The organism is Acidobacteriota bacterium (assembly GCA_004299485.1).
Taxonomy (GTDB): domain Bacteria; phylum Acidobacteriota; class Terriglobia; order Terriglobales; family SCQP01; genus SCQP01.
Genome location: SCQP01000007.1, coordinates 228,496 through 253,018, shown reverse-complemented (window position 1 = coordinate 253,018; position 24,523 = coordinate 228,496). Strand labels below are relative to the sequence as shown.

The window sequence follows — 24,523 nt, the reverse complement described above, 5'->3', positions numbered from 1 at the left end:
CCGCGAGGGTGGCGTCTATTCGCCGCGCGCCGGAGAATGACGCTCCGCCGCGGCCAAGCAGGCCGGTTGAGCCAGCAGCGGGGCAAGCTCGCCCGCCCGCAACGGCCGCGCGTAGAACACCACCGCGCCGGCGCGCCCCGTCCAGCCCCGGCCCAACTCGAGGTCCGCGCCCGGCGCCATGGCGCTGAGCCGCAAGGGGAACCGCGCCAGCGCGCGCCCGTCGCCATACACGCTCACCTCGCCGCCCTCCGCGCTCGCCAGCGCCAGATGGTGCCACGTGCCCAGCGGCCAGCCAGGCAGCGCGCGGCACGACGGTAGCGTCTCGGCACAGAACTCGATCTGGTGCGCGGCATTGAAGCCCAGGCTCCAGCCGCGGCCCCGGGCGCCGCGCGAAAATACCGCTCCGCTTCCCTCGGCTCGCACCCAGGCGCCCACGGTAAATCCCGCCGGCTGCAAGCTGACATCGTGGCCCAGATCCACGTCCGGACCGCCCCTGAAGGCAAATGCCTGCCCCGTCAGTCCGGGCGCGTATTCCTGGCCGGCAGCGGCTTGCGCCCCCAGGTTTCCCCAGGCGTCCGCGCCACTGCCGTCTCCCCGCCACCACGCCACCAGATCCGTCGTGGGCGGCGTGCAGAGGCGGCAGGGCGCGTCAAATACGGCCACCGCGCCGCGCTGCGGCAGCGACGCGAAGGCGCGCGCGTGTGCCGGCACGGTCACGATCGCGCTTACGGTGTCCGGCAGCCTCTCCAGCGCTTCATACCGGGTGGTGTCAAAAACCGCAGCATCCAGTAAGGCCAGCCGCCCCCCATCGATAAACTGCAGTTGATTCACCGCTCCCGTGCGCAGCGCGAGCGTATGCAGCCGCTTCCGGGTTGCAGTGCTGTACACGTAGACCAGGCCCGTCGCTCCTGCAGGACAGCCGCGGTGGTCGTAGGCCGCCGTGCAGACATCGCCGCCGCTGACCCACAGCTCATTCCCATCCGGCGATACGGCCATCGCCGTCGCCACCAGCGGCACATCTCCCGCCAGTGCAGCGGTAAAACGCGCCTGCGCCATATCCCACACCCCGATAGAGTCGTGCCCGCGCCCTCCGGCCGGCCCGCCGCACTGGTAGCCTACATATAAGGTGCCTCGCTTGGGCGAGAGCGCCAGCACGCTGGGACAGCTCGGGGTGGCGATGTGCTCGACCTCCAGGCGCGCCAGATCCAGTCGCTCCAGCCCGTCGAAGCGCTCGGCCAGGTAGGCGAAGCGTCCATCCGGTGTGACCGCGATGTCGTAGACCCCGCCCCCGACCGCCACCGGCGATACTCGCTGCGTGCGGATGTCCACCGCCTCCAGACCGTCGGGACCGCCCGCCAGCACCCGCTCACCGTTGGCCGCCAGCACCATAGGCCGCTCCCCTAACCGAATGGTGCTTACCGCGCGCAGGGCTCTGGTATCCAGCACGGTCAGGGTGCGTGCCTCGACGTTGGCGACATACAACTCGCTGCCCCCGGCCGCCAGCGCCAGCGCGCCGGGGGCCGGACCGGCTGCCAGCAACCGGTAGCGCCCCCCCGCCGCGGTCGAGGCCGCAAACAATTGCTGCCAGTTGCCGTTGAGCCCACCCTTCGGCTGCGCTTCCGGGGGCGGGTTGGCCTTGCGCCAATACAGCACCAGCCCCGCCATTCCCAGCAGGACCGCTGCCAATCCCAGCGACCGCCAAGCCCATCCCGGCCGCGGCGCCGGTGCTGGGCCTTCCGCCGGCATGGCCACGTCCGGCGCTTGTGGATCCCGTTGCCGCCGCCAGGCATCCAGTTCCTCGCTAAAGGCGTACACGGAGCCACGCTTCTGGTGCTCCAGCCGGTGAACCGGGAGACCTTCGCTCCGCTCCCAGCGCTGCACCGTCCGCACTTCCCGCCCCAAGTGGGCGGCAATGGCTTTCCATGAATCCAGCCGCGTGCCGGCGCGGTTCGGTTCCGTCATGAGACTGGGCGCGACATCAGGCGACATACGCTTCAGGTCACTTCATGTCGCTTGCCGCCGTCCTTTCTGACCCCAAAGAATAGCATGCGTCCGCCATTTTATTCCTGGAGCACACCCTCATGACCCCTCGTCGCGCATATATTTCCAGCGTTCTATTTTTGGTGACCAGCCTGATCCTGGCTGGCTGCGGCGGCTCGAGCAGCGCTGGCAGCAACTCCAGCTCCAGCACCACCCCAGGCCCGGTAGCCAAAATTGTCCTCAGCCCCGCCTCGGCTAGCCTCGCTATCGGCGCCACCCAGCAGTTGACCGCGGCGGTCAGCGACGCCAAGGGCAACGTCATCACCGGCGCCACGCTGACCTGGGTCAGCAGCAGTCCCAGCGCCGCCACCGTGAGCAGCAGCGGCCTCGTTACCGCCGTCGCGGCGGGCAGTGCCAATGTGACCGCGGCCTCCGGCGCCATCACCAGCGCCGCCGCCGCCATCACCGTCACCCCGCCCCCGGTAGCCTCCGTAAGTGTGTCTCCCGCTTCTCCCTCGATTCAGGAAGGCGCCACCCAGCAATTCACCGCCGCCGCCAGCGACGCCAAGGGGAACGCCATCAGCGGCGCCAGCTTCACCTGGGCATCGAGCAACACCGCCGTGGCCACCATCAATAGCAGCGGCCTCGCCACCAGCGTGGGCGCTGGCACCACTAACATCACCGCCACCGCGGGCGGCGTTACCAGTTCTGCCGACGTGCTGACCGTAACTCCCGCCAGCACCGTCACCGGCACCGCCGCCATGGGAGCGCCCCTCGCTGGGGTGACGGTCAACCTGGAGGAAGCTTCCGGCGCGGCCAGCCGCACCACCGTCACCGCCGCCGATGGCACGTTTACACTCGACTCGACGGGCATGACCCCGCCCTTCCTGCTCTCCGTGACGCCCAACTCCGGCACGCCCCTCTACAGCGTCAGCGCCGACAGCAACGCCACCGCCACCGTCAACCTCACTCCCCTCACCGATCTCACCATCCGCTCCTGGTACGCGGCCCAAGGCCTCGGCATGGACGCGGCCTTTACCGCGCCCGCCACCGCCGCGCCGCCTTCCCCCACCCAGCTCCAACCCGTGCTCACCTTTGTGCAGAACCAGGTGCAACTCTGGCTCAACCAGCAGAACCTGGCCGCCAGCTTCAACCTCATCTCTACTCCCTTCGCTGCCGACGGCACGGGCCTGGACAAGGTTCTGGATCTGACCACCGTCACCAACACTGCCAACGGCACCACCATCAAAGTCACCGACGGCACCACGACCCAGAACACCACCCTTACCTACACGCCCACCAGCGACTCCGTCACCGCCACCACGACGACCACCAGCGGCAACTCCAGCTCCACCAGCACCAGCACGACCGCAGTGCCGGTGAGCACACCCCAGGCGACGGCGTTGGCCGCCATCCTGGCGCAGACCACCGCCCTTAGTCAGGTCTTCACCACGAAGGGTTCACAGTTGGCCGCTACCGACATCGAACCCTTCATGAGCAGCAATCTCATGTTCGAGGGCCTCAACCAGAGTCAGTTCGCGGCCGAGCTGGTCACCTTTGCCCGCGGCAACACCGCCTCTATCACCGCCACCAACATGAATAGCCTCGATACCGTCAATGGCAAGGCCAGCACGCACATGGTCTTCTATCTCGGCCAGTCGCAACTCAGCGCCGACATGAACTGGATTCTCACCAGCGGCACTTGGCTGCTGGACGGCGATGAGCGCCCGGCGGGTGTGGATCTGAACTCGGAGTACAACGTCGCGCAGCAGGGCACAATCCTCAGCCCGCAGTCGGGTGTCTTCGCCGACGTGAAGGCGCCCCCCGGCCTGGTGACCGCCGCCGCCATCAGCGGCAGCGTCTTTGGTTCCAGCACGACTCTGGCCCAAACTTCCCAGCAGGTGGAAACCTTCGCGCCCACTCCAGGGGGAACCCTCGCCGTCACCCTCGATCACTTCGATGCCGGCGCGACCCTCACTTCCCTCATTCCGGCAGGGACTCCCTTTACCTTCAACCTCACCACCACCCACGGACCCCTCAGCTACACCCTCTACTCCAACGCCAACACCACCGAGGGCATTCAGCTCACCAACGTCTCCACCGCCAGCCTATCCTCCCTCAGTCTGGGTGCTGGCAATACCTTTACCTGGACGTTGCCGAAGACCTTTCCCATCGCCTCCATCCAGCTCAAGGCCGATTCCTACAACGGCGATCCCCAGGCCGCCTCTACCACCGACTGCCGCAACACCCTGCAGATGAGCAACATCAGCGCCACCAGCGGCAGCATCACTATCCCGGGTACCTGCAACGGCACCGTGGTCCACGTCCAAATCGGGGTCAACATCACCGGCCTCAACGGCGAGAGTACCCAGGTCTTTGCCCAATTCCACTAAACCTATGGCGGGGGCCGGGCTGGAACTTCACCCCCAGCCCGGCCAAGCGTCAGAGGGAGCGACTAGGGCAAAAAGTGGCGAGCCACACGGGGCAGGGAACTCCTACGCTAAAACTGCGCTCAGCGCCGCATCGAACCGCCGCGTAAACTCATCCACGTCGCCGGTCCCGATATTCATCGGCGGTGAAATCCGGATCACGTTTCCGTACAGCCCGCCCTTGCCGATCAGCAGCCGCTGATCCCGGCACGCCGTCAGCAGGTCATTGGTCTCCTTCGACGCCGGCTCTTTCGTCCGCCGGTCGCGCACCAGCTCCACCCCCAGCAGCAGCCCCATTCCGCGCACTTCGCCGATGAGCGCGTGCTTTTCCTGCAATCCCTCCAGCTTCGCCTTCAGATACGCGCCCACTTTTTCGGTGTTCTCCAGCAGCTTCTGCTGCTCGATAAATTCCAGCACCGCATTCCCCGCCGCCGTCACCACCGGGTTCCCGCCAAACGTCGAAATCGTCAACCCCTTGAAGGCATCCGCCACATCCGCGCGCGCCACCGTCACCCCGATCGGCATGCCGTTCGCCAGCCCCTTGGCCGAGGTGATGATGTCCGGCGTCACGCCCCAGTGCTCAATGCCAAACCACTTCGAGCCCGTCCGTCCCCACGCCGTCTGCACCTCGTCGCTGATGAACAACCCGCCGTGCTTGCGCACAATCTCCGCCACGATAGGGAAGTACTCCTTCGGCGGCGTAATGAATCCGCCCACCCCCTGAATCGGTTCGGCGATCATCGCCGCCACGTGCCCCGACGTCGACGTCTTGATCAGCTCCTCCAGATCGGTCGCGCAGCGCACCCCGCAATCCGGATACGTCAACCCAAACGGACAGCGGTAGCAGTACGCGTTGTGCGCATGTACAATCCCCGGCTGCGTCAGCGGCCCCAGCCGCCAGGGCGCGTGCCCGGTCAGCGCCATCGCCAGCGCCGACCGCCCGTGGTACCCGTACCGCAGCGCGATGATCTCGGTCGAGCCGGTGTACAGCCGCGCCGCCAGCACCGCGGTTTCATCCGCCTCGGTGCCGCTATTGGTGAAAAACGTCTTCGCCGCCTCCCCATTCACCTTCGGCATCGGTACAATCTGCGCCAGCTTCTGCGCCATCGCCACCATCGGCTCGGTGGCAAAGCAGTTGGACACATGCACCAGCTTGTCCATCTGCTTCTTCATCGCCTGCTTCACCGCCGGATTGTCGTGCCCCACGGAAACCGTCACGATGCCGCCGAAAAAGTCCAGGTACTCGTTGCCGTCGGCGTCATAGCAGAACTGGTTCTTGGCATGATCGAGCACCAGCGGCGTGTCGAAGTAGTGAAACGTCGCCGGAAACAGATAGTTTTTGTGCGCCAGAATCAGTTCGTCTCGTGTCATATCGCTAGCATACAATGTCGCCTATGAGGAAACTGCTGCTCACGCTGCTCGCCGCGCCGCCAGCCCTCCTGCTGGCCCTGCCCCTCGCCGCCCAAACGCGCGTGGCTATCACTTACCCGGCGTCGCTCTCCCCCCAGCCCCTCAACGGCCGCGTCTTTTTGTATATCGCCCGCCCCGAGCCGCCCGGCCTGCATCAGCCTCGCTTCCTGCGCCGCCGCGGCCCCCTCGAGCCGCGCTTCGCTATCGGCGATCAGGTGGGCTCGCAGCAGTTCTTCGGTACAAACGTCCTCGCCTGGAAGCCCGGCCAGCCCGCCGTCATCAACGCCGCCATCTACGGCTATCCCATCACCAGCCTGGCCAAACTCCCCGCCGGTGACTACACCGTGCAGGCCCTCTTCAACCGCTACACCACCTTCCATCGCGCCGATGGCCACACGGTCCTGCTCCCCGCCGACGCAGGTGAAGGCCAGCAAATGACGCGCAAGCCCGGCAACTTCTACAGCGTCCCGATCAAAGTCCATTTCGATCCGCGCCGTCCCGGCACGCTGCGCCTCGAGCTCACCCAAGTCATCCCGCCCATCCCGCCGCCACCCGACACGCGCTGGGTCAAGCACGTCCGCATCGAGAGTAAGCGGCTCACGAAGTTCTGGGGCCAGCCCATGTACATCGAGGCCGCCGTCGTGCTGCCCGAGGGTTATTACACGCATCCGGGTGCCCATTACCCCCTCATGCTCGAGCAGGGCCATTTCCGCTACGACCTCAAAGGCGGCTTCGACCGCATCAAAACCGAATGGCTCGCCGGCAAGCTCCCCAAATTCCTCTGGGTCTACATCGACACCGCCAACCCCTACTACGACGATAGTTACGCCGTGAACTCCGCCAACCTCGGCCCCTACGGTGACGCCATCACCCAGGAGCTGATCCCCGCCGTCGAAAAGCAATTCCGCGGCATCGGTCAAGGCTGGGCGCGCGTCGACTACGGCTGCTCCACCGGCGGCTGGGAAGCCCTCGCCGACCAAATCTTCTATCCCGATTACTTCAACGGCGCCTGGGGCTCCTCGCCCGATCCCGTCGATTTCCGCTACTTCCAGATCGTCAACATCTATAAGGACTCTAACGCCTACTGGCTCGAAGGCCCCTGGTCCCCCGTCCCCCGTCCCGATCAGCGCAATCCCGATGGCAGCCTCGTCCAGACCATGGCCCGCGCCAACCACCGCGAGCTCGTCCTCGGCACCCACGGCCGCAGCGGCGATCAGTGGGATATCTGGCAGGCCGTTTTCGGTCCCGTCGGCCCCGACGGCTACCCCGCTGACATCTGGAACCCCCTCACCGGCGTCATCAACCATCACGTCGCCCAGTACTGGCACGATCACTTCGACCTCGACGTCTACCTCAACACCCACTGGGCCTCGCTCGCCCCCAGGCTCAACGGCAAGCTCCACGTCTACGTCGGCGACATGGACTCCTATTATTTAAATGACGCCGTCTATCTCATGCAGAAGACCATCGACGGCCACACCGATCCCAAAATCACCGCCGATTTCACCTTCGGCCGCCTCCAGCCCCACTGCTTCGACGGCACCTATCGCAAGATGACCGAAGAGCAGCTCTACATGCCCCAAATGAAGGCCCGCATCCTCGCCACCGCTCCCAAAGGCGCCGACCTGTCCTGGAACTACAACCACTAACCCAGGAGTATGTCCAACTGCTCGAACTGCTCGCTCGCCCCGCTCGTGCCCGTGCTTCCCGAGGCGATAGCGTCGTCGAGAGCTTGTTTGGAGGGATAGAGTTCGCGCAGGACCAGCACGGTCGTATCGCCCTTTTCCTCAAAGGTCACGGTGGTAAGCGGACCACCGGCGCTTTCCTCGTTCGTCCAGACGATACGCGCGTCAGGCTTGACTTCGAGATACCGGCCGAAGAAGGCCATCGGTTGCTCCGCCGCAGCGTGGCGGAACACAAATCGGTACGTGCCCCCCGTTCGAACATCGGCCTCGCACGAAACGAACGATATTCCAAACGACTTCGGCGCCCACCACCGCCTGAGCAATTCCGGCTTGGTCCAGGCTTCGAACACCAGCCGCACGGGGGCGTTAAAGATTCGCGTGACAGCCAGCTCACGCTCAGAGGTTCGTTCTACCGTAGTGGGATTCTTCATAAGGTTGGGGTCTCCTTTTTCATGCCTTGAACTTTTTCTGTCGTTTCAATTCCTCAACGATGTTCTCCAGCTCGTCGAAGCGCGCCTCCCAGAGTTGGCGGTAGCGGTCAATCCATGCCGCCGCTTCCTTCAGGTCGCGTAGACCGGGCTTGCAGGTCCGCACCCGCCCGACCTTTTCCGTGGTGACCAGTCCCGCTCGCTCCAGGATTCCCACGTGCTTCTTCATACCCGTGAGGGTCATGTGGAACTTTGCGGCGAGGGCCGTGATCGACGCGTCCGCTTGCCCGAGCTGTTCCAGAACCCCGCGCCGCGTGGCGTCCGCCAGCGCGCCGAACGAGCCGTCGAGGCGTTCACTCGAATACTGAACCATATGGTTCAGTATATGGCGCGGTTTGCCGGCATGTCAAGAGGAAGGTGGTCGCCACCGCTGCCCCCGGCGCCGACTGAACTACAACCACTAGCGCGCTTCTAGGCTTGCCTCGCGCGCGGCCGCTAGCCCTGCGGCGGGCTCCGCCTTTCTCCGCGCCTTCTTCACCCGTTAAGGGTACGCCGGGCGCAGCCCGCGCGCCCATCCCCCGTTTGGGGGAATTGACCCCACCCCCCTCCCTGGCGTGTAGTCAAGGTTTGGCCATGCTCTTCCGCACCCTCAGCGCCGCCGTCATCGGAATCGAATCGCGCCTGGTCGAAGTCGAGGTCGATTCCACCCCCGCGCCCGGCGGCGACCCGCACTACGCCACCGTCGGCCTGCCCGACGCCGCCGTCCGCGAAAGCCGCGAGCGCCTGCGCGCCGCCATGCGCAACTGCGGTTTCGACCCGCCCAACGCCCATGTGCTCATCAATCTCGCCCCCGCCGACGTCCGCAAGGAAGGCTCGGGCTTCGACCTGCCCATGGCCATGGCGCTGCTCGGCTGCTGGGGGGCACTCCCCAACGGCAACGGCCATCACGGCATCCGCGACTGCCTCTTTGCCGGCGAGCTGGCGCTCGACGGCTCCCTCCGCCCCATCCGCGGCAGCCTGCCCATGGCCATCATGGCGCGGGCGCAGGGCATTCCGCGTCTCATCGTCCCCGCCGCCAACGCCGCCGAAGCCGCGGTCGTGCAGGGCCTCGACGTCTACGGCGCCCACGATCTGCCCGAAGTCATGACCTGGATGCGTGACCGCTCCACCGCCTCTCCCGTCCGCGTCGATACCGCCGCCATGCTCGAGCGCGAGCGTTCCGCCGGCGAAGACTTTGCCGAGGTCAAAGGCCAGCAGACCGCCAAGCGCGCCCTCGAAGTCGCCTGTGCCGGCGGCCACAACATCCTCATGATCGGCCCGCCCGGCTCCGGCAAGACCATGCTCGCCCGCCGCATCCCCTCCATCCTGCCCGACTTAACCTTTGAAGAAGCTCTCGAAGCCACCCAAATCCACAGCGTCAGCGGCACCCTCGCCCGCGAAGGCGGCGCCACCTCGCTCCTCACTCACCGTCCCTTCCGCGCTCCCCACCACACCATTTCCGACGCCGGCCTCATCGGCGGCGGCAACGGTCCCCGTCCCGGCGAAGTCAGCCTCGCCCATCGCGGCGTGCTCTTTCTCGACGAGCTCCCCGAGTTCCCCCGTTCCGTTCTCGAAGTCATGCGCCAGCCCCTCGAAGACGGCAAGGTCACCATCGTCCGCGCCGCGAGCTCGGTGACCTATCCCTCCCGCTTCATGCTCGCCGCCGCCATGAACCCCTGCCCCTGCGGCTTCTTCAACGATCCCACGCGCGAGTGCCACTGCACCCCGCCCCAAATCCAGCGCTATGCCGGCCGCATCTCCGGCCCTCTCCTCGACCGTATCGATATTCACCTCGACGTGCCCGCGGTCAAATATCAGGAACTGCGCGGCGCCGCTGCCGCCGCCGAGCCCAGCGCCCGCATCCGCGACCGCGTCACCGCCGCCCGCGCCCGCCAGCTCGCCCGCCTCGGCGCCGAAGGTATTTTCTGCAACGCCCAGATGAGTTCCCGCCAGCTTGCCCGCCACTGCGCCCTCTCGCCCGCCTGCGAGCAGCTTCTCGAGCGCGCCATGACCAAGCTCGCCCTCAGCGCCCGTGCCCACGACCGCATCCTCAAGGTCGCCCGCACCATCGCCGATCTTGCCGCCGCCCCCGCCCTCGAGCCCGCCCACCTCGCCGAGGCCATCCAATACCGCACCCTCGACCGCACCTACTGGGCCTGAGGCCCGCCGTGCGCTACGCCGCCTTGCGCTCGAGCGCCGCCCCAAACACCGCAATCGCCGCCCGCGCGAACGCCGGAATGTCCTCCGGCTTCCGGCTCGACACCCAGTTGCCGTCCACCACCACTTCGCGGTCTTCCCACGTTGCCTCGGCATTGCGGTAGTCGTCCTGCAGCGTCGGCCAGCTCGTCAGCGTCCGCCCCGCCACCAGTCCCGCCGAAATCAGCAGCCATCCGCCGTGGCAAATTACGGCCACCGGTTTGTCCTCCTCCACCATCGCCCGTGCAAACGCCTGCGCCTCCGGCACGATGCGCAGGGCATCGCCGTTCATCACCCCTCCGGGCAAAAACAAGGCGTCGTAATTCGCCGGGTCCGCTTCGGCCAGCACCACATTGGCCCGGAATTCGTTCCCCCGCTCGTGATGATTCCAGCCGTGCAGTTCCAAATGCCGGGAAATCAAATCCACATGCGCCAGCGCCGCCTCAAACGCCGCCTTCGGCTTGGTGAACTCCACCTGCTCGAAATTATCCTCGACCAGCGCCGCCACCCGAAACCCCGCCAGATCCGCCTTCGCCATCGCTTAACCCCCGCGCTCGTTGGATGCCGCCACTTCTTCGCAGATGCCCCGCCCTGGCTCTTCCCTCTTCCCTTTTCCCTTTTCCCTATCCCCCCCCTGACCCCTGACCCCTGGCCCCTGTCCCCTGTTTCGCGCTCGCCGCCGCCTTCGGGTCCGCGGCGCTATACCGCCGCAGCACCGGGAAAAACGGGCTGAGCTGCAGCGGCATCTTCTCCCGCGCCGACAGCAACCGCACCGGCGCCGGCGTTTCCATCTCGATGCTGTCGTCCCACGGATTCACCAGAATCCGTCCGCCCAGCGGCAGCGCCGCCACCTGCCCCACGCTCGCCTGCTGCAGCGCTGGCGCTTTCACCTCCAGCGCGTGCAGCCGCGTCAGGTAGTCACGGCTGAACCAGCCGTTCCCCAGGTTGGGGTTGAACAAATGCGGCGACAGCTTCTCCCGCTCCGCCACCTGCCGCAAAAACAACCCCGCTTCGGCCATCTTGTCCTTGTAAGGCGAGTTCGCCAGCAGCGTCACCGCCAGCCTATTCGCCTGCCGTTCCTCCACCGGTGTGCGCCGCAGATCCAGCAGCTTCAAACTCTCCCGGTCGGCAAACAGCATCCGGTCGGCAAACGCGTAGCGCGTGTCGATGCGCTGCCCCAGGGCGATGTGCGCCAGCTCGTGCGCCAGCATCGCCGCCAGCGCCGCTTCGTCCGGCAGGCTGTCAATCAGCCCGCGGCTGATCACAATGGTGTTCCCCACCGTCAGCGTCTCCAGCGGCGTGGTCAGCAGAATCCGGCACTTCACCGGCGGCGCAATCTCCAGCTTGTTGGTGACTTCCAGATTCTGCACCACCGTGTCCAGCACCTGGTCCGCCGGCCCCGGCGGCGCCAGCAGTCCCGCCTGCATCAGCCGGTCGAGTACGTTCTGCGCCGCCTGCTGTTCCCATTCCCGTTCCTCAATCACCGGCGACATCGGCTTGGGCGGCGGCGCCGTTATCGCCATGTCCGCGCCCTCGATCGACATTGTGGTCAACTCCTGCTGATGCCCGCCTGCCGTCAGGTCATAGCCCCACAGCCGCGTCTGCGCCTGAAAGCGCGCCTGCCGGAACAAGCCGTAGCCCAGATCGTGCGCCTGCGTATAGACGTAGGTCGGCAGCCACACCTGCGGCCGCACGTTCACCCGCCAACTGTCAAAGTGCAGGTCCGGATGCCCATAGCGGTCTTCCCAGAAGCTGCCGTTGAACCGCACCAGAAAATCGTGCTGGTCCTCGATCCAGATCCGCCCCCAGAAGCTCCCCTTGGCATGCACGTCGAGCGGTACCACGTCGAACACATAGCAGCGCACCTGCCCCAGAAACGCCCGCTGCACATACGCAAAGCGATAATGCTGCCGGTCGAAATGGTCGCCGCCGGGAAACAGCATCTGCGGAAACGAATTCCGGAACACATCCAGATCCAGAATGTGCCGCGCCGGCGCCGTAATCGCATCATCGATCGGACCAATCCAGCGCCGCCACGCCTGCCGCGGTTCCGGCAAAAAACTGGACGACGAATACTTCCCCTGCCGGTAATGCAGAATTCCCAGATAATACCGGTCCGCCGTCGGCACCTCGCCCAGCACCGCATCCGCCCGCAGGTTCTGCATGTAGGTCTCCACCCGCGGCCGCATCTCCTGCATCCGCTTGTACAACTGCCGTTCGTGCGCGCTCATCCGGTCCAGAATCTGGTCCGCCAGCGCGCTGGCCGACATCGCGCCTGCGCCCGGTACCGTCACCGCCGGAGGCGGCGGCGCCGTCACCTGTCGCGGCAACTTGGAGACGCCAGGAGCACCTGCGGGCGTCCGTTGCCGGGGAGCGAAGCCCAGCCACAGCCCGACCAGCGCCGGGGCCCCCAAGCCGCACGCGGCTTGGGGTGGCAGCGGGAGGGCGGCTCCAGCAAGAGGTGGCTGTGCCACCGCCCGCGCGCCCGCGGGCGCCACAACCAGCAACACTGCCAGAGCGAGCAAAATCGTTAGGGTGCGCGACGGTTTCATATGCGCCTCAATTGGCAAGCTGAAATTGGATATGCACGAGCACGGTCCAGTCCACCGGCTGCCCGTTCCGCTCCGCCGGACGGAAGCGCAACTGCCGCGCCGCCGCCTCTGCGCTCGCATCCAGCCCGTGTCCCAGTCCCTGCACCAGTCGCAACACCGTCACTTGACCGTTCGACCCCAGCCGCACCCGCAGCACCACTTCGCCCTGAATGTGATGCTGCGTGGCATCGGCGGTATACGCCGGCGCCGGCCAGGAAAGGATGCGCGGCGCCACCCACGCCGGCGCCGCCACCTTCGTCTCGGCAGCTTCCGTCCTCCGCGCCGGTTGCGCCGCGGCGAAGCCGTTCAACCGCACTCCTCCCGCCCCCGCGCTGGTTGCTTCCGTCGTGCCCGCCGCTGCCGCACCAAACCCGCCGGTCTGCACCGCCGCCGCCCGCCGCACCGGCGCCGCGCCGCGGGCTGCCCCCGTTCCCGCAAACCCCGCCACCCCCACCTGCGCCCGCGAGGGCGGGTCGGGCGGATCCGGCGCCGCCGCCGCCGCCGCCCGCCCAAAATGCCCCAGCACCGGCACCGGCACCGGCTTGCCCGCCTGCGCCGGAATCCCGTGCGGATCGCCGAACTCCCCCAGCTTCACCGCCGGCGGCGGGGGCGGGGGCAGCGCCGCTGCCGCCAGCCGCGGCGCCGCCCCCGGCAGCCCTACGTGCGGCGCCGCCTGCAGCCGCACCGGCCGCACCCTCTTCTCCGGTTGCGGCAACGGAACCCGCACTCGCGCCGCCCGCTTCGGCTGGCGATAATGTACCGCCGCCGCCCGCGGCAGCCGCGGCATCTCGACCGGCGGCGTCCATAACAGCAACATCTGAACCTGCTCCGGCTCCGCCTGCGGCAGTGTCACCAGCGGCGACCCGATCGTCAGCGTTGCCGCCAGCACCACCCCCACCAGCACCTGCACCACCACGCTGATCCCCAACCCCTGCCGCCGCCGCTGCTGTTCCTCCGCTCCCAGCGGCAGCGAGCCGCCCGCCAGTAGAAACGTCTCCCCGCGCCATTCCGGCGCGCGTCCGCCCGCGTGCGAACCACTCGCTGCCCGTTTGCTCCTGCGGGCGTGTGACAGAACCAGTGGGGACATTCGTAGCAGCTCTGCATCAGAGGATGCGCCCCTCCCCGAGCAAGGTTGCGGCTCCCCCCGGCCCCACGCTCGGCCCGCTTGGGCGGCAGCCTGTATTGGCGCATTTGCGGCCAGAACCAAAAGTGGATTTGTGCCTTTCCACGGTGGGAAACGCCCTCCGCCTCAGCCATCCCCATGCCCGGCCCGCAATTCCAATCCAGTGCTGAAACGGAGTTGCCGTCATGAAATCTTCGCGCCGCCACGGCATCTTGATTGCTTCCCTCGCCGTCTTGGGCTGGCTGGCCTCTCCCGCCGTAGCCCAATCTCTTCAGGGCTATATCCCCTGCCTCGGCTGCGCCGAACATCACGAAATCGAAACCCGCTGGCACCGTCCCTTCCTGGTCGAGCTCGCCGGCGAAGGCCTGCTCATGTTCGATCACTTCCGCCTCGAGCGCGAAGCCCGCGACATGGGCCTGTGCGAAACCGACATCCTCATCCGCAGCTCCCGCTCCGTCAACGGCTGTCACCCCTATTCGGCTACCCGCGCCTGGCTGATCGAAGCCCCCCTCGAAATCCTCGCCTTCACTTCGCCCGCCTTGGGCCTCGAGCGTAGCGGCCATCCCCGCTGGGCCATGGCCCTCGAAATGGTCCCCATCGTCTATCACGGCCTGGCGCTGAAATCCACCCTTCACGCCATCCATCAATGGCAACGGCTGAAATACCTCTACCAGTGACGAGTTTCCCCCCCATGCCGAAGCACTCCTATTTCTACGCGCTGGCGCTGATTGCGCTCGTAAGTCTGGCGGCCTGGGGCTGCGGCGCCTCCGTGCCCGTCATACCCATCGTCAGTATTTCCCCCACCACCGTCACCCTCCAGGCCGGCGGCGGCCAGCAGCAGTTCACCGCCTCCGTCGCCGACGCCAGCAACACCGCCGTGGTCTGGAAGGTCAACGGCCATCTCGGCGGCGACGCCACCACCGGCACCGTCACCCAGCAGGGCCTCTATTCGGCCCCCGAAGCCGTCCCCACCGGCGGCCAGGTCGACGTCGAAGCCTTTAGCGTCGCCAACGCCAATGCCACCGCCACCGCGGTGGTCAAGCTCACCGCCCCGGTGGCCATCACGCTCACCCCCGCCACCGCTACCGTCGCCCCCGGCGGCACCGTCCAGTTCCAGGCCACCGTCACCAACACCACCAATACCTCGGTCACCTGGTCCGTCCAGGGCACCCAGGGCGGCAACGCCACCTACGGCACCATCTCCGCTACCGGCCTCTATACCGCGCCCGCCACCTTCCCCGGCTCCGGACAGGTCACCGTCACCGCCACCAGCGTCGCCGATCCCGCCATCTCTGCTATCGCCACCGTCACCTTGCAGCAAGCCGTCACCGTCACCCTCTCTCCCGCCGGCGCCAATGTCGCCATCGGCCAGTCCCTCGCCTTCACCGCCGCCGTCACCGGCGCCACCGATACCAGCGTGACCTTCGCCGTCAACGGCGTCGCCGGCGGCAACGCCACCCTCGGCGTCATCAACGCCAAAGGCGTCTTCACCGCGCCCGCCACCGTTCCCGCGCCCGCCACGGAAACCATCACCGCCACCAGCAACGCCGACAACACCAAATCCGCCAGCGCCAAAGTCACCATCGTCCCGCCCGTCGGCATCACCATCGCGCCCGCCACCGTCTCGCTCGCGCTCGGCGCCTCCCAGACCTTCACCGCCACCGTCACCAACTCCACCAACACCGCCGTCACCTGGAGCGTCAACGGCAAAACCGGCGGCGACTCCACCGTCGGCACCATCACCCCCGCCGGCGTCTACACTGCTCCCGCGACCGCCCCCGGCACCCAGACCGTCAACGTCACCGCCACCTCCGTCGCCGATCCCAGCGTCAGCGCCAACGCCGTCGTCACCCTGCTCATCCCCATCTCCGTCACCATCTCCCCCACCAGCGCCATCGTCAATCTCGGTTCGACGCAGACTTTCACCGCCACCGTCTCCGGCGGCAGCGGCGCCAACACCGCCGTCGCCTGGAGCGTCAATAACGTCGCCGGCGGCAACGCCTCCCTCGGCACCATCGACACCAACGGCGTCTTCACCGCCCCCAAAACCATGCCCTCCCCGGCCACCGAGACCATCACCGCCACCAGCCAGGCCGACGCCACCAAATCCGCCAGCGCCACCATCACCCTCCAGGTCCCGCCCAACGATTTCACCCTCTCCCCCACCACCAACTCCCTCACCCTGGCCAAAGCCGATTCCAAGGCCGTAACCCTGCAAGCCACGCTTTCGGCCGGCTTCGCCAATCCCGTCACCTTCACCGCCACCGGCGCGCCTCCCAACGTGGGCATCACTTTTGCCCCCGCCAGCCTCACCGCCAGCGGTCCCGTCCAGGTCACCTTTACCTCCGCGCCCATCTCCCTTGCCGTCAGCGCCGTGCCCATCACCGTCACCGGCACTTCCAAGGACAACCAGGGCAATCCCATCGTCCAGACCGCCACCGTCCTGCTCACCGTCACCGGCTGGACCGGCCAGATGAGCACCCTCGCCGGCGCCCCCGGCGGTCCCGGCTTTGCCGATGGCACCGGCGCCGCAGCGCTGCTCTATCCCAGCGCCGTCACCAGCGACGGCGGCCAGAACCTGTTCTTCGCCGACCTGCGCGGTGAGGCCCTGCGCCAGTTCAACCTCGCCAGCGCCGCCGTCACCACCCTCATCGGCGACACCGCCTACACCTTCACCGTCGGCGAAGGCGATGGCATCGCCTTCGATCCCGCCAACAAAACCGTCTATATCTCCGACGATCAAAAAGACGACATCATGGCCCACGTCCTCGGCACCGGTGATACCTCCAGCGTCCTCGCCGGCACCCCCTTCCAGCCCGGCAATGCCGACGGTGTCGGCGCCGCCGCCCGCTTCAGTCATCCTCAAGGCCTGGTCATCTCCCCCGATCACACCACCCTCTACCTCGCCGATGCCGGCAACGACAGCATCCGCAAAATCGTTATCGCCACCGGTGCCGTCTCCACCGTCGCCAGCCATGGCTTCTGCGTGCCCCAGGGTCTCGCCATTGACTCCGCCGGCGCCAACCTCTTCTTCAGCGACGCCTGCAATCCCGAGATTGACCAGCTCAACCTCGCCACCGGCGCCGTGACCACCGTCGCCGGCAGCACCACCCAGGGCCACACCGATGGCCCCGCCGCCACTGCTACCTTCGAAGCCCCCACCGGTCTCGTCATGGACCCCCACCCCGGCGTCAACATCCTCTACATCGCCGACCGCAACGCCATCCGCGCCCTCGTGCTCGGCCCCAATCCCACCGTCTACACCGTCGCTGGCGCCTTCGCCTCCGGCAGCGCCGACGGCTCCGGCTCCGCCGCGCGCTTCTACTTCCCTAACAGCCTCACCGCCCTCCCCGACCGCAACGGCACCGGCACCACCACCCTGTTCGTAGCCGATAGCCTCAATGGCCTGCTCCGCCAGGTCGCCGTCAGCAATCCCCTCACCGTCGCCAAGGATGGCGGCTTTGCTGCCGCCGTCACCACCCTCGCCGGCGCAGCGCCGGACCGCGGCAGCGCCGATGGCGTCGGCACCGGCAGCGGCTACAACGGCGCCTCGGTCGCCCAGTTCGATCAGCCCGAAGGCATTGTCACCGACGGCAAAGTCGCCTACGTCGCCGACTCCAGCAATGGCGCCATCCGCAAAATCGATCTCGCCACCACTCAGGTCACAACCGTCGCCGGCCCCGGCCTCGGCTACAAGGATGGTCCCGCCAATCAGGCCAATTTCTTTGAAGATGCCGCCCTCGCCTGGGATCCGACCCACAACGTCATCTACATCTCCGATACCGGCGACAGTCTCATCCGCAAGCTCGACCTCAACACCTCGACCGTCTCCACCGTCGCCGGCGTCTTCGGCTCCGCCGGTCACGTCGATGGCCCCGCCGCCCAGGCCGAGTTCAACCACCCCTACGGCATCCTCCTCTCCCCCGATGCCACCAAGCTCTACATCGCCGAAGCCGGCAACGACGACATCCGCCTGATCGACCTCACCACCTCGACCGTCTCTACCATCGCCGGCAGCGGCTCCAACAGCGAGCTCGACGGCATCGGCACCGCCGCCCACTTCCAGGAGCCCAACGGCATGGCCTGGTCGCCCGACCACCAGAACATCTACATCAGCGACTTCGAGGGCGAGACCATCCGCGAACTCAACCTCTCGACCCTGGTCGTCACCACCGTCGTGGGCAAAGCCAACGCCTGCGGTAACGTCGATGGCCCCGTGGGCAACGCCACCCTCTGCACTCCCGCCTTCGTCGCCACCGACGGCCGCAGCCTCTACTGGGCCGAGGCCGACGTCGGCCTGCTCCGCGTCATGGACCTGGCCACCCAGCAGGTCTATACCCTGGCCGGCTGGCCCTCCACCTCGCCCGGCGAGGCCATCCTCGCCGTCCAGAATGGCGCCTTCACCGAAAAGCCCGGCACTCTCACCGGCCCCGTGCTCTACAACAACCCCTTCGGCATCGCCCTCGCCCCCGATGGCAGCTTCATCCTCCTCAGTGACAAACTCAACAACACCATCCGCATCCTCCACTAACGGCCCAGCAAGAGGTGGCTGTGCCACATCGGCATGACGACCGCGACACCCCCGCCGCTCCCCGAGCCAGCTTGGGCCGCGACCTGGACGGCAAGTCGTCCCGAGGTCGAGCTGGCCTGGCGCGCCACGCAAGCCCGCTGCTGCGGAGACGACCTTGGATCCGATCCCGACTGGTGCGCTGCGTTCGAGCAAATCTATCCCGGCGCATTGCGCTGGGTGCGTCTGGAGTCCGGAAGCGGCTACCACGTCCTCCCGCTACGGCTCCAGCGCACCGAACTGAGCTGCTGCCTGGGCGAGTTGAAAGTCCTGCAATTTCACCCCCGCGTGGTGCAGTTGGCAGGCGAGCAAATACGCCTGCCCGAGAGCGACGCAGCCTACCACTGCCTGTTCGCCGCCTTGCTGCGCAAGCGCCGCGGCTGGGATCTGCTGCGCCTCACCGTTCCGGTATCCACACACCTCTGGCGCTGGCTCGAGCAGCGCGAGCCCGAGGCCCTCGGATTACGACGCTACCAGCCCGCGCCACCGGTACCGCACGATCTGATCGAGTTTCCGCCGACATTTTCCGCCTACGCCTCCAAGTTCTCTGCGAAGACGCGCAAGAACCGCGAGCGCGAACTGCGGCATCTGGAGCTAAAGGGCCCGGTCCGCCTCCAGTGCTACCGCTCTCCTGCCGAGGTTGAACCCTTCCTTGCGATCGCGGGCGCCATTTCGCGCCGCTCGTACCAGCACAAGCTCCTGCAAGCGGGGCTTCGCGATCCCGCACGCTTGCGCCCGCGCCTGGAAACCGCCGCCGCCCAGGGCTGGCTGCGCGCCTATATTCTCTGGTGCGGCGATGCCCCCTGCTCGTTCATGCTCGGCTACCAATACAAGGGCCGCTACTACTACGCTTGCATCGGTTACGACCCGGAGTGGGCCAAATGGGATGCAGGCACCGTGCTCCATTGGCTGGCCCTGCAGGACATGTTTCTCCACGACCCACCCACGGTTTTCGACCTCGGCTGCCGCGGCCCGCAGAAGCAGTACTTCGGCAATAGCCATTTCGAGGAGGCCACCATCTATTACTTTCGTCCCGGCCTCTACCCCTGGCTCGCCCGCTCCACCCACGCCGGCTCGCTCCGCCTCACCCGCTTATGCGGACGCTGGCTCACCCGCCATCAGCTCAAGCCCCGTGCCCAGCGCCTGATCCGGCGCCTGCGCGGCTGCTAAACCAGTGGCGGCAGCCTGGAGGAGCCCTGAGCGCCAGCGGGTGGACCCTGCCGGGAATCGAAGCCCGCACTCCAAGCGACCAACGGGAGCGACTAGGGCAAAAAGTGGCGAGCCACTTTTTGCATCGCTCGAGGAGCAACAGCCCGCCTCCGGGTAAGCATCGCAGCCAACGTGCTCCCACCAACTACCCCCCCCACTTCGGCCGAGGCGGCGCGGAGCCCCGGGCGCCAAGCAAGGCCCCGCCGCCGGCAGCAGCTTGGAGGAGCCCTGAGCGCTAGCGGGCGGACCCTGCCGGGAATCGAAGCCCGCACTCCAAGCGACCAACGGGAGCGACCAGGGCAAAAAGTGGCGAGCCACCGGCTCGGGATGATGCTCGTGCTCCTCGCCGTGCTCCCCTTCCTCCTTCACGGCATCCGGCGGGGCGAGTTCCTGCTCAACCATGACGAGCAGGCCCACGCCATAACCGGCCTGTACTTTGCCGATCTGTTCCGCGACCTGCCCGTAACTCACCTGCGCGCCTACACCAACGTCTGGTACGCGCATTACCCCAATCTGGGCATTCTGGTTTGGCCGCCCCTGTTTCACCTCGAAGAGGCGCTGTTCTTTCCGCTCTTCGGCCCCACCGCGGTGACCGCGCGGCTGGCGGTGCTCGCGTTTGTGCTCTTCGGCCTGGCCTTCTGGTTTCGTCTGGTGAATGAGATCGCCGGACCCTATGCCGCTGCGGCGGCAACCTTCGTGCTCGCGCTGTTGCCCCACATGCTGCTGTTTGAGCAGTCGGCCGTGCTCGAAATTCCCCTGCTGGCGCTGGCGCTGGCCGCCATCTTCTACTGGCTGCGCTATCTGCGCACCGGCGCCGCGCGGCCGCTGCTGCTGTTCGCCTTCTTCGCCGCCCTGACTGTCCTGACCAAGCAAAACTGTGTTTTCATCCCCGTCTACTGTCTGCTCACCCTGACCTTCGAGAAAAAGCTCCGCTGGATTGCGACCAAAGCCATGCTGGCGGCGGTGGCAATCGTGGTCGTGATCGCCGGACCGTACCTCATCGTGAGTACGAAACTGGTCCACAGTTTTCTGGGTACAGATTTAGCTCGCGGCATGAGCTTTACCAGCCTGGCCACATACGTCCGCTATGTCCGCATCCTGCCAGCGCAGATCACCTGGCCGGTGCTCATCCTCAGTCTCATCGGCCTCGCCTCCTGGCGCTGGTGGTGCCCGGCCCCGTGCCTATCAGAGGAACGCGCAGGGCGGGCTGGGGCTCTCGGGGTCCCCAGCCCGGCCGAGCGTGAAGCGGGTGGTGTGGCGCAGCCACACCCGGCCCCGCGCCTATCAATAGAATCCCGCCGCATCGCCCTCTGGATCGCCGCCGTATATCTCACCTTTCTCGCTATCCCCCACAAGGAAAGCCGCTATGTCCTCTACTGGGCGCCGGCCTTCGTCTTCTTTGCCGCCGTCCCGCTATGCGCTCTGCGTCGGTCAACGGCCCGGCCTGCGGACGCACCCCGCTGGGCGAAGCGTGCTGCCGCGCCAGTGCTGGCAGCCCTCCTGCTCACCTGCGCCGTCATGGGCTGGCGCTTCGCGCGGCCCTCGATTTCCGGCTACCGCGCCGTGGCCAACGCCGTCGTCCATCTGCCCCGTCCGGCCCACGCGCCCGCCTTCGTCGCCTTCGACGGACGCTACTTCGGCAACTTCATCTTTTACACCCGCGCCCTCGATCCCGGCCGCCACTGGATCGTGTTGCGCAAGCTCCTCTACGTCACCGACGTGGAGCGCGCCTGGGGCCTGCGCGAGCTGGTGCATTCCCCCGCCCAGGTGCGCCAGAAACTCGCCGCCTATGGCATCCGCTACGTCATCGTGGATAACCGCCCCGACCTGCTGCCCTCCGAACGCTACCTGCGCGCGGTGCTCCACCAGCCTCCCTACCGCCTCATCGAAACCTTCCCCATCCACGCCAACACCCCGGAGAACCAGGGCATCGTGGTCTCGCTCTACGAAAGCCCCGGCGCCTCCCCGCCCACCGCCCGCAATCTCGTCCTGCCCATGATGACGCTCGACCACAGCATCATCATCCCCATGAACCGCCTGGCCCTGCCATGAACGCTACTCTCCCTCCGCCGCAAATCAGCATCGTCATCCCTGCCTTCAACGAAGCCCAGCGCCTCCCCGCAACCCTCGCCGCCATCGCAGCCTACTGCCACACGCGCCCCCAGCGCTTCGAAGTCCTCATCGTCGATGACGGCTCAACCGACGCCACTCCCCGCCTCCCTCTGCCGCCGTCAACGCCCCAGCTTACCTGGCGCATCCTCGCCCCGGTCGGTCACCGTGGCAAAGGCTTCTGCGTGCGCCGCGGCATGACCGAAGCTTGCGGCGCGCTCCGCCTGTTTACCGACGCCGACCTGTCGGCGCCCATCGCAGAACTGGAACACCTCGAAGCGGCGGTGGCCGCTGGGGCCGACATCGCCATCGGCAGCCGCCGCGGAAAGATCGCCGTGCGTCAGCCGCCCCTCCGCAAAGCCGCCGGACGCCTCTTCAACCGCCTCGTCCGCTTCGCCCTGGGCCTGCCGTTCGCCGACACCCAATGCGGCTTCAAGCTTTTCACCCGCGCCGCCGCCGAGGCCGTCTTCCCGCGCCAGCGCATCGACAGCTGGGGTTTTGATCCCGAGCTGCTCTATCTTGCCCGCCGCGCCCGCCTCCGCGTCGCCGAAGTGCCCCTTGCCTGGTCGCACGCCGAAGGCGCCAAGATCCATCTCCTCCGCGACAGCGCCCGCATGTTCGCCGACGTGTTCGTCATCCGCACTGCCGCCTGGCGCAGCCTCTACGCCCCGGGCGCCGCACCCCCAAAGTCGCCTTCCACCCTCCGCGCCCGCTGATAAGCCACACCCCGCCGCCAAGGCGGTAACGCCCTTCCGCGTACCGTCGGCCACCCCGGCCCCGCTGACAAGCTGATCGCTGACAAGCTGACCGCCGCCCCCTCCGGTAGTCGTGCCCCGTTCCGCGTGCATCTCACCTACCGCATGGTTTCACTCGTAGTTCCCACACGCAATGAGCGCGCCAATATTGAGCCCATGGTCCGGCGCACCGCCGCCGCACTGGCCGCCACCGGAGAGCGATTCGAGCTGCTGATTGTCGATGACGCCAGCCAGGACGGTACCCGCCAGGAAATCCGCAGGCTCCAAGTGGCGGCAGCTTGGAGGAGCCCTGAGCGCCAGCGGGCGGACCCTGCCGGGAATCGAAGCCCGCACTCCAAGCGACCAACGGGAGCGACCAGGGCAAATAGTGGCGAGCCACCTTCCGGCCTCGGCTGGCTGCGGCTCATCGAGCGCGACCACGACTGCGACCTGTCAACCGCCGTGCTGACCGGCTGGCGTGCCGCCCGCGGAGACGTTCTCGGTTGCATGGACGCCGACCTGCAGCACCCGCCCGAGCTGTTGACCGAGCTGCTGCTCACCCTGCACGAGCGCCACGCCGATCTGGTCCTCGCCAGCCGTTACACCGCTGGCGGAGCGCTCGGAGCCTGGGGTAAAGCCCGCCGCCTCGGCTCCCGCGCCGCCACCGGGCTCGCGAGCCTCATGCTTCCGGGCACGCTCGCCGGCATCACCGACCCCATGTCCGGCTTTTTCCTCGTCCGCCGCCACGCCGCCGCGCTCGATGCCCTGCGGCCCCGGGGCTACAAGATTCTACTCGAGCTGCTCGCCCGCGCCGGGCCCCAAGTCGTGGCCGAAGTCCCCTTCCGCTTCGGCCAGCGCACCGCGGGCAGCAGCAAGGCAGGCTGGCGCCCTACCTGGTGCTTTTTGCGCCAGGTCGCCTCCCTCGCCGCCGCCACCGGCGAAGTCCGCCGCATGATCAGCTTCGGTGCCGTCGGTCTGACCGGCGTCGCCGTCAACTACCTCGCCTTTTGGCTTCTGCATCACCTGACATCATCCACCGCTCTCGCCGCCGCCGCTGCCTCGGCCATTGCCATCGGCAACAATTTCCTGGGCGACGAGTTCTACACCTTTCGTGATGCCTCCTCCGCCGCCCCGAGCGTGCGCGATCGTCTCAGGCGCCTCGCCCACTTTTACACTCTTTCGCTCGTCGGCCTCGGGATTAATACCGCCAGCGTGACCTTGCTCGCTGAGCTCCTGCCCTGGCCCGCGGCTCTCGCCGTCGGCATCGCCCTGGCCTCCGCCTGGAATTATTTTTCCAACGCCGCCGTGACCTGGCGCCGCCCGCCCCGCGCCGTCCGCGCCCGCGCCGCCTAACCCAAACTTAGCCCTTCCACCGCAGGCTGATCGCTGATCGCTGATTGCTGATCGCCCGCCGCCCGGATCACCCCGTCGCCTCCGCCCCGAGGCGCTATTTCGACTGGCGGCAGCTTGGAGGAGCCCTGAGCGCTAGCGGGCGGACCCCGCAGGGAATCGAAGCCCGCACTCCAAGCGACCAACGGGAGCGACCAGGGCAAAAAGTGGCGAGCCACTGCTCTGCCCAGCTCACGTTGCGAGGCAACCAAAGTACAATTTTCCGCCTCTAACTTATTGGCCCCCAATTTCTGAGGAACGCGCCCCGTTCCCGCGGGCAGCCCGCCGCACATCGTGGGTACGCATCGCCGAAGGTCACCCCATCCCCGCCCCGGTCCCTGAGGCCCTCACGCCCCCCGAGCCTTCACTAACCACTAGCCACTAGCCACTAACCACTGTTCCACGGTCCTGGAGGCCTACATGTCTTCCGAGCCTTTCAAGCCTTCCTCCGCCCAGCGCCGCCTGCTGGACTACATCCACGAAAACCCCTCCGGCCAGTGCACCCTGGCCCTCTGCAAGTCCGCCAATATCCCCCGCACCACCTACTACCGCTGGTGCCGCGATCCCAACTTCCGCGCCTGGTTCGGCATTTCCTGGTCCTCGCGCCTGCTCCTCGACGGCGTGGCGCTCATGA

At 67.1% G+C, this 24,523-nt stretch carries 16 protein-coding genes; 9 read left to right on the top strand and 7 right to left on the bottom strand.

Annotation, left to right across the window (positions count from 1 at the left end):
* Positions 1-15: 15 nt before the first annotated feature.
* Entirely contained in the window at positions 16-1,989 is a 1,974-nt protein-coding gene (locus EPN33_06455) for a hypothetical protein (GenBank protein TAN23123.1), read from the bottom strand.
* A 92-nt stretch (positions 1,990-2,081) separates the two neighbouring features.
* Between EPN33_06455 and EPN33_06450 the strand changes: the two genes are divergently transcribed.
* On the top strand, positions 2,082-4,373 hold the full coding sequence (locus tag EPN33_06450) for a hypothetical protein (protein TAN23122.1): 2,292 nt from the start codon (positions 2,082-2,084) through the stop codon (positions 4,371-4,373).
* Positions 4,374-4,475: 102 nt separating this feature from the next.
* Here the strand turns inward: EPN33_06450 and EPN33_06445 are convergent, their stop codons facing one another.
* Entirely contained in the window at positions 4,476-5,780 is a 1,305-nt protein-coding gene (locus tag EPN33_06445; GenBank protein ID TAN23121.1) for an aspartate aminotransferase family protein, read from the bottom strand.
* Between the two features lie 23 nt (positions 5,781-5,803).
* On the opposite strand from EPN33_06445, the gene EPN33_06440 reads away from it, so the two are divergent.
* Positions 5,804-7,468: a hypothetical protein gene (locus tag EPN33_06440; GenBank protein TAN23120.1), complete on the top strand. Its 1,665-nt coding sequence runs from the start codon at positions 5,804-5,806 to the stop codon at positions 7,466-7,468.
* Here the strand turns inward: EPN33_06440 and EPN33_06435 are convergent.
* Together EPN33_06435 and EPN33_06430 are read right to left on the bottom strand one after the other, a co-directional pair.
* Positions 7,465-7,935, bottom strand: a complete 471-nt coding sequence (locus EPN33_06435) for an ATPase (protein ID TAN23119.1) — start codon at positions 7,933-7,935, stop codon at positions 7,465-7,467. The genes EPN33_06440 and EPN33_06435 overlap by 4 nt on opposite strands.
* A gap of 19 nt (positions 7,936-7,954) precedes the next feature.
* Positions 7,955-8,305, bottom strand: coding sequence for an ArsR family transcriptional regulator (locus EPN33_06430; GenBank protein ID TAN23118.1), 351 nt, complete (start codon positions 8,303-8,305; stop codon positions 7,955-7,957).
* A 260-nt stretch (positions 8,306-8,565) separates the two neighbouring features.
* Between EPN33_06430 and EPN33_06425 the strand changes: the two genes are divergently transcribed.
* Positions 8,566-10,131, top strand: coding sequence for an ATP-binding protein (locus EPN33_06425; protein ID TAN23158.1), 1,566 nt, complete (start codon positions 8,566-8,568; stop codon positions 10,129-10,131).
* 13 nt (positions 10,132-10,144) lie between these two features.
* On the opposite strand, the gene EPN33_06420 is transcribed toward EPN33_06425, so the two are convergent.
* The 3 genes from EPN33_06420 to EPN33_06410 all read right to left on the bottom strand — a co-directional run bounded on the left by EPN33_06420 (position 10,145) and on the right by EPN33_06410 (position 13,845).
* Complete coding sequence (locus EPN33_06420; GenBank protein ID TAN23117.1) at positions 10,145-10,705, bottom strand: type 1 glutamine amidotransferase; 561 nt, start codon at positions 10,703-10,705, stop codon at positions 10,145-10,147.
* An 85-nt stretch (positions 10,706-10,790) separates the two neighbouring features.
* Positions 10,791-12,719 carry a hypothetical protein gene (locus tag EPN33_06415; GenBank protein TAN23116.1) on the bottom strand — a complete coding sequence of 643 codons (1,929 nt, stop codon included), beginning with the start codon at positions 12,717-12,719 and terminating at the stop codon, positions 10,791-10,793.
* Positions 12,720-12,726: 7 nt separating this feature from the next.
* The gene (locus tag EPN33_06410; GenBank protein ID TAN23115.1) at positions 12,727-13,845 is read right to left on the bottom strand and encodes an energy transducer TonB; all 1,119 of its coding nucleotides are present in this window, start codon (positions 13,843-13,845) and stop codon (positions 12,727-12,729) included.
* 221 nt (positions 13,846-14,066) lie between these two features.
* On the opposite strand from EPN33_06410, the gene EPN33_06405 reads away from it, so the two are divergent.
* The 6 genes from EPN33_06405 (at position 14,067) to EPN33_06380 (ending at position 23,853) form a co-directional block, all read left to right on the top strand.
* Positions 14,067-14,558 (top strand): hypothetical protein, encoded by a 492-nt coding sequence (locus tag EPN33_06405; protein ID TAN23114.1) that lies wholly within the window; start codon positions 14,067-14,069, stop codon positions 14,556-14,558.
* Positions 14,555-18,412 carry a hypothetical protein gene (locus EPN33_06400; protein TAN23113.1) on the top strand — a complete coding sequence of 1,286 codons (3,858 nt, stop codon included), beginning with the start codon at positions 14,555-14,557 and terminating at the stop codon, positions 18,410-18,412. Before EPN33_06405 ends, EPN33_06400 begins: the two co-directional genes overlap by 4 nt.
* Before the next feature lie 33 nt (positions 18,413-18,445).
* Positions 18,446-19,618: a GNAT family N-acetyltransferase gene (locus EPN33_06395; GenBank protein TAN23112.1), complete on the top strand. Its 1,173-nt coding sequence runs from the start codon at positions 18,446-18,448 to the stop codon at positions 19,616-19,618.
* 345 nt (positions 19,619-19,963) lie between these two features.
* Positions 19,964-21,709 (top strand): hypothetical protein, encoded by a 1,746-nt coding sequence (locus tag EPN33_06390; protein TAN23111.1) that lies wholly within the window; start codon positions 19,964-19,966, stop codon positions 21,707-21,709.
* On the top strand, positions 21,706-22,482 hold the full coding sequence (locus EPN33_06385; GenBank protein ID TAN23110.1) for a glycosyltransferase family 2 protein: 777 nt from the start codon (positions 21,706-21,708) through the stop codon (positions 22,480-22,482). The genes EPN33_06390 and EPN33_06385 overlap by 4 nt, the downstream gene beginning before the upstream one ends.
* 144 nt (positions 22,483-22,626) lie before the next feature.
* A complete protein-coding gene (locus EPN33_06380; protein TAN23109.1) occupies positions 22,627-23,853 on the top strand; it encodes a glycosyltransferase in 1,227 nt (408 codons plus the stop codon).
* Positions 23,854-24,523 lie beyond the last annotated feature (670 nt).

Coding starts and splice junctions, on each gene's coding strand:
- EPN33_06455 (TAN23123.1), bottom strand. CDS start 1,989: ATGTCGCCTGATGTCGCGCCCAGTCTCATGACGGAACCGAACCGCGCC.
- EPN33_06450 (TAN23122.1), top strand. CDS start 2,082: ATGACCCCTCGTCGCGCATATATTTCCAGCGTTCTATTTTTGGTGACC.
- EPN33_06445 (TAN23121.1), bottom strand. CDS start 5,780: ATGACACGAGACGAACTGATTCTGGCGCACAAAAACTATCTGTTTCCG.
- EPN33_06440 (TAN23120.1), top strand. CDS start 5,804: ATGAGGAAACTGCTGCTCACGCTGCTCGCCGCGCCGCCAGCCCTCCTG.
- EPN33_06435 (TAN23119.1), bottom strand. CDS start 7,935: ATGAAGAATCCCACTACGGTAGAACGAACCTCTGAGCGTGAGCTGGCT.
- EPN33_06430 (TAN23118.1), bottom strand. CDS start 8,305: ATGGTTCAGTATTCGAGTGAACGCCTCGACGGCTCGTTCGGCGCGCTG.
- EPN33_06425 (TAN23158.1), top strand. CDS start 8,566: ATGCTCTTCCGCACCCTCAGCGCCGCCGTCATCGGAATCGAATCGCGC.
- EPN33_06420 (TAN23117.1), bottom strand. CDS start 10,705: ATGGCGAAGGCGGATCTGGCGGGGTTTCGGGTGGCGGCGCTGGTCGAG.
- EPN33_06415 (TAN23116.1), bottom strand. CDS start 12,719: ATGAAACCGTCGCGCACCCTAACGATTTTGCTCGCTCTGGCAGTGTTG.
- EPN33_06410 (TAN23115.1), bottom strand. CDS start 13,845: ATGTCCCCACTGGTTCTGTCACACGCCCGCAGGAGCAAACGGGCAGCG.
- EPN33_06405 (TAN23114.1), top strand. CDS start 14,067: ATGAAATCTTCGCGCCGCCACGGCATCTTGATTGCTTCCCTCGCCGTC.
- EPN33_06395 (TAN23112.1), top strand. CDS start 18,446: ATGACGACCGCGACACCCCCGCCGCTCCCCGAGCCAGCTTGGGCCGCG.
- EPN33_06385 (TAN23110.1), top strand. CDS start 21,706: ATGAACGCTACTCTCCCTCCGCCGCAAATCAGCATCGTCATCCCTGCC.
- EPN33_06380 (TAN23109.1), top strand. CDS start 22,627: ATGGTTTCACTCGTAGTTCCCACACGCAATGAGCGCGCCAATATTGAG.